We start from the raw sequence: 16,450 nt of genomic DNA, 5'->3' as shown, positions 1-16,450 counted from the left end.
ATGAATATTGATAGCTTAGTTAATAATTTAACCCCAGAACTTTTTGAGCGTTTGCAATACGGCGCGGCAACAGGCAAATGGCCAGATGGCACAACGTTAACATCAGAGCAGAAAGAACAAACAGTACAGCTGGTAATGCTTTATCAAGCAAAAGTTGCGAAGAGCAACGAACAATTCACCATAAATGAACAAGGTGAAATGGTTCAAAAATCTAAACGCGAGTTACAACAAGAATTCAAAGCCCAAAACGAAATAGCTAGGTTCAGTGAACATGATCTTTAAACACCTTTTTACGCCCAAATGGAAACACCCTAAAACGGAAGTACGCTTAGCCGCACTGGATAAATTAGATACCGGTAAAGATGCGAATGTATTGCAAACTATCGCATTAGAAGATAGCTCAGCAGAGATCCGTAAAAAGGCGCTTCATAAAGTTAACGACTTAGTCTTATGGTGGCAGGCTTACAAGCAAGATCAAAATTTAAAAGATCTTGCAGAGCAGCAAATATCTACTGCTGTATTAAGCAGTAATAGTGCATTATCAAATGATATTCGCAGTGAATATATAGACCGTTACGCACCAGCTAAATTTTTAGAAAAGTTGGCATTTTCTGAAAAAGAGTTGCAAGTTCGCTTTAAACTACTGAAACGTTTAGCAAATGTGAAATTGATCGAAAAAGCATTTCGTGATGGTAGTGAAGAATTACAAGTCATTTTGTTGCCTTTAGTTGAACAGTATCAGTTGGAAAAAGCACTGATGAAAGTCGCACAAGGTGCGGCACTTGTACATTTAGAACATCATATGGAGCAAGTTCGTTTAGCTAAGATCATGCCTAAGCAAGTTGAACAGCAAACAAAGATGGTGTTGGCAAAGCTAAATGCATTGCGTGAAAAGACAGCTTATCAAACGGTTGATGAACAAAGTAAGGTGCTATATACCGAATGGCAGGGCATTGAGCTTACATGGTTAAATGCTGAAGATATCAGTGTTGTTGACCAGAAATATAAAACCATTAGTGAGAAATTGAATCGACATATTGATGCTTTGAGAGCTCAGCATGAAGATGAACAAGCTCTACTCAAAGCAAAGCAATTACAAGTATTGGCCTTAGCAGAATTAACAGCTGACATTGATGCTTTTGAAGTGTCGTTAAACAATGCACTTCAAGCTCTCGACTCAGAACAGTCACAGCCCTTAAACGACAAACTTGCGATATTAGTTGGAAAGGCGGAACAATCGAGCTATCAATTACATCCTGACTTTATTGCACAATTTAAGCGTATTGAAAATCAGAAACAGTCATTAATGCGTTTGCCTGCATTGATTGAAGCAAATGCTATAGCACAGCGTACGTTGAGTACATTGGCAGCAGTTGAAGCAACTAATGACATAGTAAAGATGGATGACGTACTAACAGCACAAAAATCTGCATATGATGACTGTAAAAAAGCGTTATCTGAGTTACCGCAGTCGCTTCGTTCATCCGCATCAGATAAGTTACGTCAGCTAAGCGGCGAGTTCAAATCAGCTATGGAGCCTCTAGTTAGTGCTCAAGAATCGCATTTGAAGCAAGCTCGACGAAAAGGTAAAGATGTTCAACGTTTATTAGATCAAGGCCGGTTTAACGTGGCTTTTGGTGTATTTAATGGATTCTTAGAAAGTTATAATTTACTAACTGACGGTAATAAACAAAACGTTGAAAAAACGTATTTAGCGCTTTCTTCTGCATTGGCAGAAGCACGAGATTGGCAAAAGTATGCAGCAACGCCAAAGCGTGCTGAGCTGCTAAGTAGCTTGGATGAAAAACTCCAAGAAACTGACATTGATGTCAAAAAACGTGCTGCTGAAGTTAAAGTATTACGTAAGCGTTGGAATGAACTAGGCCGCGTGGATACGGATGAAGAGAAAGCACAAGCGACTCTATTTGATGAAAAAATTGAATTGTTATTTGCACCTTGCCGTGTACATTTTGCAGAACAAGAACAACAACGTGAAGCTGCAAAAGCTGAGCGTGAGCAACTTATTGAGCAAGTGCAAGCGTTGAGTAAGGAAAATACGCAGGTGAGTGAGTTCGATTGGCGTCAATTTGAGAGCCAGTTTAACCGCTTAGCAAAAGCTTGGCGTAATGCTGGAAGCGTAGATGGCGCTGTTTATAAAGCACTTAATGAACAGTACCGTGATGCATATAATGGTGTAAATACGGTACTTAAATCGTTTCATCATGCCAATTCAGTCGAAAAGCAGGCACTTGTTGCGCGTGCGCAAGAGTTAGTAAACAGTGAGGAGTTAGCGGCTGCTTGTGATGAGCTGAAGACATTACAAAAGCAGTGGCAAACGATAGGGTTTGCTGGAAATAAGCAAGAGCACACACTGTGGCAATTGTTTAGAAAACACAATGATGCTGTATTCGCAAAGCGTAGTGAGCAATTTAATGAGCAAAAACAGCAACAAGCACAAGTTGAACAAGCTCAAAAAGCTGAGTTAGCCGAATTTGCAGATGCGTTAACAGACACGTTAACTGTCAATGAATTACAGACCTTTAAAGCTCGATTAGAGAGTTTAAATGTACTAACAGGTGTCCGTAAAATTAAAGCAAACTTGAATAAAAGAGTAGATGATCTTTTGTCACAAAAGCAGGTGCAGCGTGATAAAGAGAAGTATGTTTCATTGCTTGCTGCATTGGAGCAAGGTACAGAGCTACCAAGTCAGTGGCAAAGTACACAGCAGCATAGATTGACAGCAGAGCAACTCATTTTACGTCTCGAGATATTGTCTAATATTGAATCACCTAGTGAACAAAAAGCGCGTCGTATGCAAGAGCAAGTTGCTTTGTTAGACGATAAACTCCAAGGTAATTTAGAAACGCTTGAACAATATTTGACCGCTTATTTGAACGTAAGCGGTGAGCTGAGAGATGTTGCTAGGCTTGCCCAGGTGTTGAATGCATAGTTTACTGTATTTATTTACGTATAAATAAATTAGAAAGCGCCTTTATGGCGCTTTTTTTGTAACGGTATATTTAGTTCAGCGACTATATCGTTTTTATATGCCAGACATTGACATTTAATAGCCATTGAAACAAGATGTAATGATGAAAATATATACACATATGCTTTTTATACGAATTAGCCACTTTTACTCACAATGGTGGTGATTTAAATGTGCTTATAATAATTTAAACCCGCCTATTTTGCGGGTTTTTTTATACCCGCTTTTAGGCAAGTTAATGTAAATAAGGAATGTAATGACAAAAATAGCTGTATTTGGTAAGCCAGGGAGCGGGAAATCAAGTTTGAGTAATAAGTTATCGATAGCAAACGATATCGAATTGTATTCTTTAGACTGTATTAGTTATAAAAGTAATGGAGATAGGGTTGATAAAGCCGTTTATGATGAATCTCATAACCGTATATTATCGTTAGACAGTTGGATAATAGATGGCTTAGGAACACTTGACTCATTTTATACACGCTTAGAGTCTGCAGATGTATGGATATTTATCGATTTACCGTATGTAACAAGTTATTGGTTGGTTACCAAACGCTTACTACGAGGCTTATTTGTAAAAAAGCCACTAGGATGGCCAAGTGGTTGTTCTATATTGAAAGGAACATTGTCAAGTTATAGATATTTAAAGCTGAGTCCACAGTTTTGGAATGAAAAATTTGAGAAAGAGATGAATGATAAATCAGCGGGTAAATTAGTTTATGTTATCCGTAGTTATTCAGAGCTAAAAAAATTCACGTTATGACGTTAATTATTAGTTCTTAAAATGTATATTTTAGATTATCATGATGACAGTACCTTAATTTAATACTGATTGTATTGGTGTGGTAGGTACTGTTTAATTTCCTTGTTCAAACCTAGGCAGTGACTAACCCTCATTAGCATAGTAATAAAACTTTACGTAGTATGTAATTTTTCATAATTTTGTATTAATTAAGGCGAGGTGGAGGTTTTGGTCGTCAGATGGTACAGAGCAGCTTTGCCATGTAAACTCTAACGACATTGCGATGTAGCTAACGTCACCGTTGTATTTATGATTGCCAGTTTGAGGTTGCTCATTAAGTATAATTGCTCTAGATAATGAGCAAGAGGGATAAATTAAACTATGCCATCATAATTTAAATCGAGGTTGCTGATTGTTAGGCAAGATAGTGTCAATTTGATATGGTCGTAGCTTAATGCCTTTCATGTTTATTACGAAATATACAGTAGTATTAGGTACACATTTATCAACATATGCGCTATTTTCACTCGACGTACCTATTTTAAGTTTTTGTAACAGTTAGTTGGAATACAATGTTAAACGATATGAATACTGCTTATGATTTGATAGAGTTCAACCGTATTTACTTGGCTGTCTTTTATTCCTTTGTTGCTGCATTTTATACAACTCGAATCATCTTGCTAAAAAGCAAAATCACTGCTGAAGTTATTTTTCCTGGGCAGCGCTTTGGTACGACGTGGTGGAATCACTCGCTATTTAGAGGCTTTAGAGTGATGATATGGATGTTATGTGTATGTCGGCTCTTATTTCCTGATACAGATAATTATATTGGTAGGTTTACTGGTTTAGAAGAGTATTGTGTCATTTTGACAGGCACTGTATTACTGACAGCAGGGTTTTTATTTACTATCTCAGTGCACTGTTATTTTGGCAAAGAGTGGCGTTCTGGCATTGATCCCAGCGGACCGAAAAATATTATTTCACATGGCTTATATAAGTACTCGAGAAACCCTATGTTTTTAGGGGTTGCGGTTTCACAACTCGGTTTCTTTTTGGCGCTACCGAGCGTCTTTACACTGATATGTCTTGTAATAGGTTGGTTTACGTTACTCAGGCAAACCTTATCTGAAGAGCAGCATTTACTTGCAGCTTTTCCCGAAGATTACACGCGATACCGATTGAGTGTCCGCCGCTGGATATAAAAGAGCCAATTTAATCGCGCTGTATCGCTAATCCTACCCTACTTAGCATAATGAGATCTTACATAGGGTTTCACGCCGCTGGGAAGATCCTTACACTTTAGCCATTATCACTACTTGCCATTAGGACCTAGTCTGATTTGCGCTAATTAGATTAATCTTTCCACATAACTAGCCCATTAAATACATCGTATATAGGGGGGAAAGGTAGCTTATTTTGGGTATACTGGCCCTGCACCCTAAATGCACCCTAAATGCACTCTAAATGCATCCTAAAACACCCCCTATCATTTTCGTACCGCTTTATCATTTATTGCTGCTAAATACACTCAGTTATAAGCCTAACCGATATTTTACACTGCATCATAGAATTTTTTCTGCTGTTTTCACTTGTCACTGCCTTTCATTGTCGAGTATTTATTCAATTGAATTTACTACAAATAAATCCTTTAGATAAAACGTGGGTGTTTAATTATTAAGCATTATTCATTCTCTAATGTTAATTTTTGGTTGAATTTTGATCGTTTATTCACAATACTGACTTTCACCTTAGTGATCTGAGGTCTGACATCAGATGTGTCAGTAACATATGATTTATAAACAACATTAACGAACTGAGAGTTGATATGAAAAAAAATAATAGCAGTATCACATTAAGCAGTTTATGTGGGGTGCTCCTTGCGCTAAGTGCCAGCTTTGGAGTAATGAGTAAAGAATATAAAACCATTTTAATTCATGGTTTGCAGCCACAACAATTAATAAATGCCAGTGGAACTAACGTTGAAAGCGATGGTGCATCTTATTGGTCGTCTTATTGGGGGCGAGTGTCTGATGAAAGAATTGACTGGCCATCGTATGAGCGTATTGAAGGAAAGATTGCAACGGATTGGATTTGGCCTAAATTAAAGCAATTCTCTGAGTCGAAATTATGTGAGGCTGGTTGCGTTTTGGTGACTCACTCTACGGGGGATTTAGTGGCTCGTTATATTATTGATAATCAGGAAAATTGGTTATCAAATGCAGGGTTAGAACCACTAAATATTGTGGCTACTTTTGACATAGCGGGCGCAGGTGGTGGTAGTGAATTGGCTGATATCGCGGTAAGTGCGCTCACTGGTGCTGCTGGTTGGAGCTCAGTTATCGATAGGGCATTGAAATGGTGGTTAGGTAGTGATGTAACTGAAGCGGTAGGCGTATTACATGACTTAAAAGTAAATAACGCAAGACGAATAGCACCGGTTCCAGACGATAGAGCACCTAGATTACGATTTGTTGCAGAGGGAGATGATTTTTTTGGTGCAACAAAATTGTTTTTAAAAGGCAAGGATGATGGGGTGGTTGCACTGCATTCTTCATGTGGTGCAAGTGCTGTTGAATCCTTTGATAGCTGCAGCCGCAGTGTGGCTACGGATGGACAAGTTACTCATCAAAGTGATGGGGTACAAGGGTTTATGCCTTACCACTTCCCGATGATCATGTCTGATAATTACAGCCACAACAATATACGAAATGCAGCGCATAAAGGTAATGTAACTGTCGCTAACCATACGGCACAGATTGGTGGACGAGCGGTTTCTTTTCAAACAGTTAACGAATCGTCTGGCCACTGGTTTTGGAAGAAGCACTACCGTTTTGTGGCTAACTCAAATAACTTAAGTGCTTCTGAACTTATCTATAGCGCTATCCCATAAATAAGTTGAAGTATTTCGCGGTACTTGTAGTTTAATACCGCGAATTTAAGTGAGTATATATGAAAAACTATAAATTATGGGCAGCATTAGCACTGGTGGTAACTGCTATATTCTGGGGATTTTTCGGTAGCGATAGCCAAGCGAAGACGCAAACCAGTGTTATCAATACGTTTGAGGCAAGCGAGGTTCAGCCTGCAGTACCTGAAATACAAAAAGTAAAAACTCAGCATACAAATGAGCAGATCAAAGACACTCAGTTTGACGGTAGTATTAGAGTTGCAGCAAAACAGGTCGTTTCTCAATATCAATCGGCACTGCGCTTTCCAAAGTATTCACAGCCGTTAAGTAAATTTGATACAGATCGTTTAACGCCAAATATGTTTTATCCAGTCTCAATGCCAATTGATGAGCAAGGCGGAAAACTGACCGTAAAGTTAGCTAAATATCGCTTTATTTACCCAGAAAATATTAACGTTAATATCTCGGGCGCTGAGATTGATAAAGTGAGTGTGACATTGATGGATGTAGATACCAAAACGGTGTTTAAAACTCAGTCATTAGTTGCTAGCCAATCTAGCTATGATATTAAGTTTAAAGCAAATAAAGATTATCCGCGTAATTTGCAGGTGGTCGCCAAAGTAACTGTACAGAATAAGAAAGTTCCTGTTGTTGCACAGTTGCAGTATATGCAGCCAAGTGCCAAATTATTAAGTATAGGCAACGCTTATTCTGACAATGACAAGATGAGTGTGCCACTACATTTAGAGGTTTTTAAAGCTGGTAATTATCGTATTCGCGCCAACTTATACGCATCTGGTGAACCTATCGCGCATTTGACGACTAAAGGGAAATTAAGCGAAGGGTTACAAAACCTCTCTTTATCCGCACATTGGTCTGTGCTAAACCCGCAAGCGAATTCGATGTCTCTGAGCGAGTTTGTGATTGAGTTAATGTCGCCAAGTCCGGCTCAGCCTAGTCTGTTTGGTGACAGCGAAATTGAACATTTTGAGATTAATGATTTTGTATTTGATAGTTTGCAACAGCTGCCATATCAACCGTCGGCAAAAGAGCTTAAGAGTCTGACATTTTTACAAAACCTAGCAAATTAGTTCTACTTTTTATATGTATAATTCTAAAAATAGGCGCTACGAGTAGGGTAGCGCCTATTGGTTACTTACATGTAACTAAGGTGGGGTTAATGCGCCTTAACACTAAAGGTTACCCCCTTAAAGTTGGTGTTGGTATTTAGGGTAATGTAACGCCAGCCTCGGTTAGCCGTGACAACAAGGCTTTGTGCTGTGCCAGCTTCACCTGATTTATACTGCGCATTGGCTTTACTAGCCCAAGTATCGGCGTTGAAGTAAATACCGACATCTCCTTCGCCGCCTTGGCTTTGCAGTGTCAACGTAGTGTTATCTGCTGCGACCCACACATAGAATGAGTTACGCCCACCAGCGATACACTCATTTTTACCAAGCGTTAATTGTCCATAGTTAATGGTGGCAGCGCCACAATCTTGGATAGCGCCATTATTGGGATCATTCGGGAATGGATCACTGTTGTCACCTATACCATCGCCATCGCTGTCGAGCCACTCAGTGCGGTCGTTTGGAAATGCATCTTTGTTGTCTCCAAACCCATCACCATCGGTATCTTTTGTTTCAGTCGGATCATGTGGGAAAGCATCTTCGGAGTCGATCACACCATCACCATCAGCATCATTATTGCCGTTACCATTATCAATAATATCAGGAGTGATTGTGTAGTCATTAAGGGTGTTTTCTTCACTCATGACGGCAACTGCTAAACACTGGCCAGACTGTGTGGTGATAGCGGCGCGTCGATTACCAAACCACTTCCAAGTGTTAGCACTTGAATAGGTTTCACCTTGCGCTAATGTTTTAAACTCAAAGCTATCACTCAATACACCTGTTTCGTTATCTACACGATAGATACGCACAGTTGTGTCAGTGGTGTTTGTGAATTTGAAATCAGCTTCAAATGGACCTGTTAAGTGCTTTTCCATTAAGTCACAAGACCCAAACTGGTTTGCAGCAGGAAGTACTTCAGGGCTTTTCGCGTTGGCGACTATCGCCTCATCAATGGTGAAGTTGCCCGTTGGGTGATCAAGCACGCCCACGCTCAAGCAATTTAATCGTGCATCGGTGATCATGAATCTGCGATTGGCATACCAAATATCAGACGTATAGCTTTGCCCTTTTTGTAATGTGCCATAGCCATAATCAAATCCATCGGCCGCACTTTCGTATTTCGGCTTACCAGTCAGGTTATCTATGCGGAATAAGCGAACAGGGTGATCTGTGGTATTTGTGATGCTAAATTGATGTGCTTCATCACCAATAATATGCGGCTTAACTAATTCACAGCTTCCCAGAGTATGTTGAGCCGGCAATGTTTCTGGCACAACATCTTTTACTAAATCTGCGTTTATGGTGAACGTGTTACCCGCTGACTTCAAAGACGCAACACCAAGACAATTTAGATTATTGTCTGACAACATGATTCTGTCGAATTCTCGCCAATTTGTTGCAGTATAAGTGTCACCTTGACCCAGTGTTTTGTAGTTTTTAGCAAAGTTAGCTGTGCCTTTTTGATTGTCAATCCAGAAAATAGATACCGGAGTATCGGTGTTGTTGGTAATAGTGTAGTCAGTGTTATTTGCGTCAACTGGGCGCACATATTGTTGTGTAAGACCGCAACTACCGAGTTTCCCAGCGTCAGGTATGACCTCGGTGTTTGCAGCAATGGCTTGTGAATTAGCCATAACAAATGCTTCAAAGTCTGCTTGGCTGCGCTGTGCAACCGCTTTTAATGAGCTTACGTAACCCTCTTTACTGCCATTTCTTAATGCGTCTTTGAGTAAGTGCATATCGCTATTGTGCTGCTCGTCTAAATAACGCATTGCAAAATAGCTCCATTGATATAAGTCATCATAGCCATACGCCATAAATAGCAAGTTATAAAGCGGCGGGATAACTTTGCCTTTGATTGACTCTAATGTACGAGCGAAATCAGTACCATTTGCTAAATATTCAGCCATACCTTCAGACCAAGACACGTTGTAGTTGTAGTAATTAAAGCCACCAACTTTGACATATCTGCCATCCAGGTAATGCACATATTCGTGACGTAGGTTGTAGATTTGGTCTTCATATTGACAAGACTTACCTACCCAAGCATCAGGGCACTGCATCGCCAGAAATCGAGCTTGGTTTCCTTCTTTTTCTGGCGTGCCTTCTAAGTATATTCCGCCATTATCGGTGTCGACATTATCAAAAAACTCCGGTGCATATTTTTTATAATCATCTGGGCTTGAGAATACGACAACTTCAAGCGTGGTGTTTTTGTCGTTAGCAACCGGGCTGCCTTGGGTATTAAAAAATGCATGAAACTCTGTTTCTTGTAATGCCATTTCAGCACAAGATTTATTCAGGATTGACTGGCTGATGGTGCTTTGGGCACGAATAGTGACTGACTCAGAGCACGTATGCGTCACCGTTAAAATATCAGACTCTTTTGGTGGCACGATACAATGACCAAAGAGCGGATCGGTACTTTCACATAGTCGTTTAGCCGAATCAAGGTACTTTTTGGTGGTCAGTGTTTCAATGGTTTCAGTGCTTAACCATGCGATGAGTTTTTCATGGGTTTCAAGCACAATACTGTCAAAGCGTGCTTTTGCTTCGTCAGTAGCAATGGTGGCAATTTTCCCCAATGCGATGTAACTGTGTGGCACAATCCACTGACGGTCAGACTCTTTACTCCAACGCAAATCAATGGCCGTTTCACCTAATACTGCAAATGAGCGAATAACAGACATCACATCTAAAATCCGTTCATTAATTGCATTTTGTGCAGCTGGGTCACCATATAGTGCAGCATTAGCAACCGCACCGAGCATTTCCATCATGGCATCACTGGCATTATTAGCTTTGAATGGGTCTGTTTGCAATGAGTGATATTGGATTGCGGCCAGTATATGCGGGAGTTGGTCTTTAAAGTGGTTTGCGCCATTGCCACGTTGAAAGTTATTGATGGCTTTTGCATAACCTTCTTGAATAACACTTCCCGTAGGTGATAAAAACGCGGTCATTTTTGCAACGGCTTGCATCGCGGTATTTAGGTTACTTGCTTCTGCTGTGGTAATGGCTTGGGCGTAAAATTTATACGACCCAAGGAAGTACAATAGTTGGTTTAAATCAGGGTCGGCAATGTCATCGGCATCAGCGAGGTAATGAATTGCTTCGAGTACATCAGTGAGCGGGTCATTTTCTGCGCCGGCAAGCGCTTCAAAATCAGCATATTTTGCCGCTAAAATAGTGGGAATGATGCTCCCGTATTGAGATTTTGAATTGATCGCAGGGTTAGGTAAGTTAACGGCGATATTGGTGTTGTAAATTATGTAATCGCCAAGTGGTGGTGGAATATCTCCTCCTGTAACGTCAACTTTTAATGTGGTTTGCGCAATATTACCGTCGATTTTAAAGTAACGTCTTCCTGCTCGTGATGTTTCTGAGAGTTGTTCTGTGTTTGTATCAGCGTTGTCACTGCGTTGTGTGACTGTGCCACTCCAGTGATTACCTTCATATAGACTTATCGCTGCATCCACTCCATTGTATGTACCACCAGATGTACTGATAACTAATTGGCTATTTTCATAGGGCACTTCCACATAAAAATAGTGACCATAATTTGTTATGCAGTGTGTTTGATTGGCGCTTACTTCACCTTGTCTAGGGAGTGTAGGGTCTCCACATAATGTATTTGCAAGTGCAGCAGAGCTACCTAAAGAGAGTAAAACTGCGCTACCTATTATTGTTTTTTTCATTGTTATATTCTTTTTTCAACATGTTGTATGTGTGTAATTTATTTGCTCCGTCACATGGTATGGCTGACACCATGTTTACACGCATTTATCCTTTGTATATTTTGATGATTTATAGCACTGTCATATTGCCTTAATTTTTATAGTGTATATTGAATACAATATGCAAATTATGGGGCGTGATTTTGTATATTCTTTTGGTATATGTTTATTCTTTTATTTTGTTGACTAAGAAATTCAAGGACTTGTGCTCTAGTAAGTGTGGTAAGTATCCAATTCTCGTTTTGTGAATATTTCAGGTTGTTGACTTTATAACCACAAAAAGGCTTAATAAAACGGCTGATAGAGTGGGGTAGTGAGGGTTAAAAGTTGATCATAGCTAAGACAGAAAGAGTGAGCCTACGGCAGTTAACGTTAGCCGATGCAAGCTTTATTGTTACACTGTTAAATGATAAATCTTTTATTAAAAACATTGCAGATAAAAATGTACGTACTGAGGCTGATGCACATAATTATCTTAAGCAAGGACCTCTGGCGAGCTATGACAGTTTTGGCTTTGGCTTAAATATAGTAAGCTTAAATGAAGGTGGCACGCCGATTGGAATGTGTGGTTTACTAAAGCGTGATGAATTACCTTATCCAGACTTAGGCTATGCGCTGTTACCTGAATTTTGTGGCAAAGGCTATGCTTTTGAAGCTGCGAATGCATTGTTGCGATATGAGCTACCGAAATATAATTTAAACACCGTTCTTGCTATCGTTTCACCAACTAACCTTAGTTCTAACAAATTACTGATGAAATTAGGGTTTAGTCAGATTGAATCAACCGTATTATACGGAATGAAAAATAATCAATACCAGTATTTTCAAGATGGAAGAACATCTGACTCTTGTAAATAACGGCTTGTATCGGTTGCTGTACTTACTTTCTTTTTATCTCTTTTCTAAAAATCAATATAATACGCTTTGATTCAAGACTTAGTGGGCCAATAAGGATAAATATGCATTTAAAAAAAGAAGTCAGAGTAGGCGTTGGAGTGATCATCGTAAGAGAGAATAAAATTCTGTTGGGTGAAAGAATTGGTGCGCATGGAGCACATACTTGGGCAACGCCTGGGGGGCATCTTGAATTTACAGAAAGCCCTGAATCTTGTGCATCTCGTGAAGTATTAGAAGAAACAGGTCTGAGACTAACATCTGTGAAAAAGTTATGTTTTACCAATGATGTATTTGGCGCTGAAGAGAAGCATTATATTACTTTGTTTATGCTTGGTTCATGTGAGGCGGGTGAAGCACAAGTGACTGAACCTGAAAAGTGCATTCAATGGCAATGGTTCGACATTGATAAACTCCCTAAACCACTGTTTTTACCAATGGAAAACTTACTAACAGAGCAACCTGATAAACTTTATGAGTTTGTAAAGCAAAAGGGAGACTAGGTTTGCCATGATAAAGTGATTATGAAAGGTTATGGCCTATTATTTTTATCAAATTAATGCTTATTTTATGCCATAGCGACTACAAAAATAGTGATGTTCATGTTGCAATAACGGGTGTGTTTATTCTTTGGTGCAGTGAAGCAATGCCATATCAATCTCAATCAATATTTAAAAACAAAGTGGTTTTCATTAGTGGCGCAGCCTCAGGCATAGGGAAAGCGACAGCACTTGCTTATGCTCAGCAAGGCGCTAAATTAGCACTGCTTGATATTAACGAATATGCGCTCGTATCACTGGAAGAATCGCTAGACTGTGAAGTACTCAGTTATGCGGGAGATATTGCAGATGAAGCCTTTATTATTGATGTTTTCGCGGCAATCAATAATCAGTGGCAACGAATAGATATTGCATTTAACAATGCGGGTTTTGGCGTGATGGCCTCCGTCATTGACTGTACGGTAGAACAATGGGACCAAGTGCAGAATATTAACCTCAAAGGCACGTGGTTATGCTTACGTGAACAGCTCAAAATAATGCATGTTCAAGGTTTCGGTAGTATCGTAAATAACGCCTCTGTATTGGGACTTACAGCAGCCAAGGGTGCTGATGCGCCATACTGCGCAGCAAAACATGGAGTGGTTGGATTAACCAAAATGGCAGCGCTAGAAAGTGCTGAGTATGGTGTACGGGTTAATTGCATTTGTCCTGCGAGTGTAGACACGCCAATGCTCGCAACGATGCCCGATGATATGAAAGCGCATTTAGCTAAGTTACAGCCGATTGGTCGTGTTGCACGCTGCGAAGAGATTGTATCTTCAGTATTATGGCTGTCATCTGAGCAGGCCAGCTACATAACTGGCGTTGCATTGCCGCTGGATGGCGGCACTTTGGCTGGGATAAATCTTGTGTAAAATATATCTCAGTACCTGAGGGGGATAATTCAGTCAAGAAAATCAATATATATACACAATTTGGCATCGGTGTCATTAAACTGTGGAGACGCACTGATCAGCGCGCTATGCTCATGATCTAACCAATTAGTGCCTTTATAAACAGCAATATCGCCATCGCATAGGCTGTTAATTGCATTTGTGAGAGGTGCTTTGAGCTGGGCAGAAATTTGTCCTTTTTCAAGCGGATAATATTGCGCATGTTCACGTTCAATCCAGCGCTCTCCACTTCCCCCTAAACTTGATGCCATTCTGGCAATCATTTTATTTTCATGAAATGCTGGGCTGTGCGCTTCTATACAAGAAATAACCCGCAAGCCAATTTCCTTTGGTTCAAAAAGTGCGTCAAACATAGTTAGCATCAGCTCTATATGATTAACTATGAGGTTGCCGTGCGAACGGTGACAAAATATATCTTTAAGTATTGTGGTGAGTTCAGGGTCTATTTTACCTTGATATTTTAATACTTCACCGTCTTGCTGCTTTGCAAAGCTATGTGCCGCGCGCGAAAGAGCCCAAGGTGCAGGCTGACAATAACAAGCGAGCGAGGTGTCAACCTTATAAATTTCGCCGAGAACGCTGGCTTTATCATCGATAACATACTGTGTGGGAAAAGAGGGGTGACTTTGTGCTTGAAGGTTACTGTTCATAAAGATAAATTTGTTATGTGATATTATATCAATTTAGCATTTTACGTTATTTAAGAAAAGTACTTTGTTCAGAGTCACTATTCGTTATGTGGGTTAGACCTCATTGATGTGCTCGTTTTATTTACTGTCATTATAAAAATTGGAGGGAGTATGTATGACAATTCATAGCTGATCAGGTTTATGGTTACACGCCATACTCTTTTCATCATTCAGAGGATGTTTTTAAGTGTTCAATTCCCCAAATTTGGAGTGCGCTCAATACCGGGTGTAGTGTTTGACCATATGATGTTAGTGAGTATTCTACTTTTGGCGGAACTTCAGGGAAAACCTTTCTAGCTACTAATTGACTCTGTTCGAGTTCTCGCAGTTGCTTAGTGAGCATTCTATGCGTTATTTCAGGCATGACTCGACGCAGTTCATTAAACCTAAGTGTCTCTTCCATCAAATGATAAAGTATAATCGATTTCCATTTCCCACCAATTACTTCCAATGTCGCTTCAATGGGGCAACCTAAGTTGCAATCATAGTCTGTGTGGGGCATTCGGTCTATTCCTTAGTATACAAATGGATATTAACTACCTTAAATGTGCGTACTTATATGCTTTGGTTTTATTCTATATGCTATTACCCAAAGGCTTTAATAGAATTATTACATAAGGAATATATACTTTGAAAATTTTAGTGATTTTGGCACACCCTGATATAAATAACGGCTCTAATGCTAATAAGGTCATTTTGGACGCGCTAATACAACAGCAAGATATAAAGGTGAAGGATTTACATACTCTATATCCTGATTCTAAGATAGATGTGTTAGCAGAGCAAAGTGCGCTCTTAGAGTCCGATCTAATTGTATTTCAGCACCCGCTGCATTGGTATAGTGTACCAAGTGTGCTAAAGGAATGGATGGATTCCGTGCTTCTATATGGATTTGCATATGGAGAGGGGGGCAATAAGCTATTAGGTAAAAAACTATTGATTTCAACAACGATTGGAGGCCCAGAAGAGAGTTACCGCCCTGGCGGGCATAATAGCTTCCCAATGTCTGATTTTCTTAAGCCTTTGCAGCAAACTGCACTCTTTTGTGGCATGGATTTTATAAACCCGATTCTTTCATATGGGATGGTGTATATACCTCAGGGGAATGCGAGTAAAAATGACATTCAACGCAGAGCTGAATGCCATGCGAAGCGGCTCATTGAGACTATGAATGAGTTAAAAGGTTCGCAAGATTTAGAGCGGTTTGCCTGAGCAGTAGGCATATAGAAATCGTTATATCAGCTGTTTAGACATGACGAGTACATCAACACCATTGTAATTAACTTGCTCATCTGGCTGCCAACCTAACGCTGCATATAATCCGCCACTTAAACTTTCTGTTTGTAGATGGAGCGTCATAATATTGAGCGAAGCAGCCAATTCCTCTATGTGTTTTACAAGCGAGGTAGCCACTCCTTTAGCGCGATAGGGCTTATCTACATAGACACCGCCTAACCAATGTGTTTTTTCAGGGTATATGGTCATTTCATGGAGCCGTATGTGCGCTGCACCGAGTACGGTGCCATTTTCTATGGCGAGTATAACAAAGGGAATGTTATCAATATTAAGATAGCCTTCGAGTTTTTTATTAAATGACAGCAGAGTCGAGTCTTGAATATTTTTACCCCATTGCTCAAAGTACCATTTTGCAATTAAGGGCTTAACTTCCTTTTTGCACCCTAGCTTTATAAAGTCCATTTTACATCCTTTTGCTGATAATTAATGCACTGATATTGCCATGATTGGGTTGGTATGACAATCAAACTATATTGCACCCTATAGCCAATGATATATTAATTTTTAACCGATTTTTTATAATGAAGATGAGTCGAGGTGGCGAGTAAAAAGGGTATTATTCGCTATCCAAGTTTAGGCTTATTTCATGCTGTGGCTATTGCTTTAGTA

Annotated in this window: 14 protein-coding genes; 10 read left to right on the top strand and 4 right to left on the bottom strand. The window is 39.8% G+C overall.

All coding sequences use genetic code 11. The annotated features are described in order from the left end of the window. The 6 genes from PCIT_RS04335 (at position 1) to PCIT_RS04310 (ending at position 7,730) form a co-directional block, all read left to right on the top strand. A complete protein-coding gene (locus PCIT_RS04335) occupies positions 1–282 on the top strand; it encodes a YeaC family protein (RefSeq protein WP_010362679.1) in 282 nt (93 codons plus the stop codon). Then, positions 272–2,950: a DUF349 domain-containing protein gene (locus tag PCIT_RS04330; protein ID WP_010362680.1), complete on the top strand. Its 2,679-nt coding sequence runs from the start codon at positions 272–274 to the stop codon at positions 2,948–2,950. The genes PCIT_RS04335 and PCIT_RS04330 overlap by 11 nt, the downstream gene beginning before the upstream one ends. 343 nt (positions 2,951–3,293) lie before the next feature. Then, positions 3,294–3,752, top strand: a complete 459-nt coding sequence (locus PCIT_RS04325; RefSeq protein WP_238347996.1) for a P-loop NTPase family protein — start codon at positions 3,294–3,296, stop codon at positions 3,750–3,752. Between the two features lie 551 nt (positions 3,753–4,303). Then, positions 4,304–4,933: a methyltransferase family protein gene (locus PCIT_RS04320; protein ID WP_010362682.1), complete on the top strand. Its 630-nt coding sequence runs from the start codon at positions 4,304–4,306 to the stop codon at positions 4,931–4,933. 623 nt (positions 4,934–5,556) lie between these two features. After that, the gene (locus PCIT_RS04315) at positions 5,557–6,621 is read left to right on the top strand and encodes a hypothetical protein (RefSeq protein ID WP_010362683.1); all 1,065 of its coding nucleotides are present in this window, start codon (positions 5,557–5,559) and stop codon (positions 6,619–6,621) included. Positions 6,622–6,680: 59 nt separating this feature from the next. Then, positions 6,681–7,730 carry a hypothetical protein gene (locus PCIT_RS04310; protein ID WP_010362684.1) on the top strand — a complete coding sequence of 350 codons (1,050 nt, stop codon included), beginning with the start codon at positions 6,681–6,683 and terminating at the stop codon, positions 7,728–7,730. 86 nt (positions 7,731–7,816) lie between these two features. Here PCIT_RS04310 and PCIT_RS04305 read toward each other — a convergent pair whose 3' ends face one another. Next, positions 7,817–11,470, bottom strand: a complete 3,654-nt coding sequence (locus PCIT_RS04305) for a collagenase (RefSeq protein ID WP_010362685.1) — start codon at positions 11,468–11,470, stop codon at positions 7,817–7,819. 390 nt (positions 11,471–11,860) lie between these two features. Here PCIT_RS04305 and PCIT_RS04300 point away from each other — a divergent pair, with 390 nt between their 5' ends. From PCIT_RS04300 to PCIT_RS04290, 3 genes are all read left to right on the top strand, one after another. Then, a complete protein-coding gene (locus PCIT_RS04300; protein WP_010362686.1) occupies positions 11,861–12,367 on the top strand; it encodes a GNAT family N-acetyltransferase in 507 nt (168 codons plus the stop codon). Positions 12,368–12,468: 101 nt separating this feature from the next. After that, positions 12,469–12,906 (top strand): nucleotide triphosphate diphosphatase NUDT15, encoded by a 438-nt coding sequence (locus PCIT_RS04295; protein WP_010362687.1) that lies wholly within the window; start codon positions 12,469–12,471, stop codon positions 12,904–12,906. A gap of 56 nt (positions 12,907–12,962) precedes the next feature. Then, positions 12,963–13,817, top strand: coding sequence for an SDR family NAD(P)-dependent oxidoreductase (locus PCIT_RS04290; protein ID WP_010362688.1), 855 nt, complete (start codon positions 12,963–12,965; stop codon positions 13,815–13,817). 29 nt (positions 13,818–13,846) lie between these two features. On the opposite strand, the gene PCIT_RS04285 is transcribed toward PCIT_RS04290, so the two are convergent. Then, positions 13,847–14,506: a DUF1826 domain-containing protein gene (locus PCIT_RS04285; RefSeq protein WP_010362689.1), complete on the bottom strand. Its 660-nt coding sequence runs from the start codon at positions 14,504–14,506 to the stop codon at positions 13,847–13,849. 205 nt (positions 14,507–14,711) lie between these two features. Further along, on the bottom strand, positions 14,712–15,047 hold the full coding sequence (locus PCIT_RS04280; protein WP_010362690.1) for a winged helix-turn-helix transcriptional regulator: 336 nt from the start codon (positions 15,045–15,047) through the stop codon (positions 14,712–14,714). A 128-nt stretch (positions 15,048–15,175) separates the two neighbouring features. On the opposite strand from PCIT_RS04280, the gene PCIT_RS04275 reads away from it, so the two are divergent. After that, positions 15,176–15,757 (top strand): NAD(P)H-dependent oxidoreductase, encoded by a 582-nt coding sequence (locus PCIT_RS04275; RefSeq protein WP_010362691.1) that lies wholly within the window; start codon positions 15,176–15,178, stop codon positions 15,755–15,757. A gap of 21 nt (positions 15,758–15,778) precedes the next feature. Here PCIT_RS04275 and PCIT_RS04270 read toward each other — a convergent pair whose 3' ends face one another. Further along, positions 15,779–16,243, bottom strand: a complete 465-nt coding sequence (locus PCIT_RS04270) for a GNAT family N-acetyltransferase (protein WP_010362692.1) — start codon at positions 16,241–16,243, stop codon at positions 15,779–15,781. Between the last annotated feature and the right edge of the window lie 207 nt (positions 16,244–16,450).

Source organism: Pseudoalteromonas citrea (assembly GCF_000238375.3).
Taxonomy (GTDB): domain Bacteria; phylum Pseudomonadota; class Gammaproteobacteria; order Enterobacterales; family Alteromonadaceae; genus Pseudoalteromonas; species Pseudoalteromonas citrea.
This window is presented reverse-complemented; position numbering and strand designations above follow the sequence as displayed.

Bases quoted from the DNA above. Each gene is read 5' to 3' on its own strand.
- PCIT_RS04335 (WP_010362679.1), top strand. From the start codon at position 1: ATGAATATTGATAGCTTAGTTAATAATTTAACCCCAGAACTTTTTGAG.
- PCIT_RS04330 (WP_010362680.1), top strand. From the start codon at position 272: ATGATCTTTAAACACCTTTTTACGCCCAAATGGAAACACCCTAAAACG.
- PCIT_RS04320 (WP_010362682.1), top strand. From the start codon at position 4,304: ATGTTAAACGATATGAATACTGCTTATGATTTGATAGAGTTCAACCGT.
- PCIT_RS04315 (WP_010362683.1), top strand. From the start codon at position 5,557: ATGAAAAAAAATAATAGCAGTATCACATTAAGCAGTTTATGTGGGGTG.
- PCIT_RS04310 (WP_010362684.1), top strand. From the start codon at position 6,681: ATGAAAAACTATAAATTATGGGCAGCATTAGCACTGGTGGTAACTGCT.
- PCIT_RS04305 (WP_010362685.1), bottom strand. From the start codon at position 11,470: ATGAAAAAAACAATAATAGGTAGCGCAGTTTTACTCTCTTTAGGTAGC.
- PCIT_RS04295 (WP_010362687.1), top strand. From the start codon at position 12,469: ATGCATTTAAAAAAAGAAGTCAGAGTAGGCGTTGGAGTGATCATCGTA.
- PCIT_RS04290 (WP_010362688.1), top strand. From the start codon at position 12,963: ATGCTTATTTTATGCCATAGCGACTACAAAAATAGTGATGTTCATGTT.
- PCIT_RS04285 (WP_010362689.1), bottom strand. From the start codon at position 14,506: ATGAACAGTAACCTTCAAGCACAAAGTCACCCCTCTTTTCCCACACAG.
- PCIT_RS04280 (WP_010362690.1), bottom strand. From the start codon at position 15,047: ATGCCCCACACAGACTATGATTGCAACTTAGGTTGCCCCATTGAAGCG.
- PCIT_RS04270 (WP_010362692.1), bottom strand. From the start codon at position 16,243: ATGGACTTTATAAAGCTAGGGTGCAAAAAGGAAGTTAAGCCCTTAATT.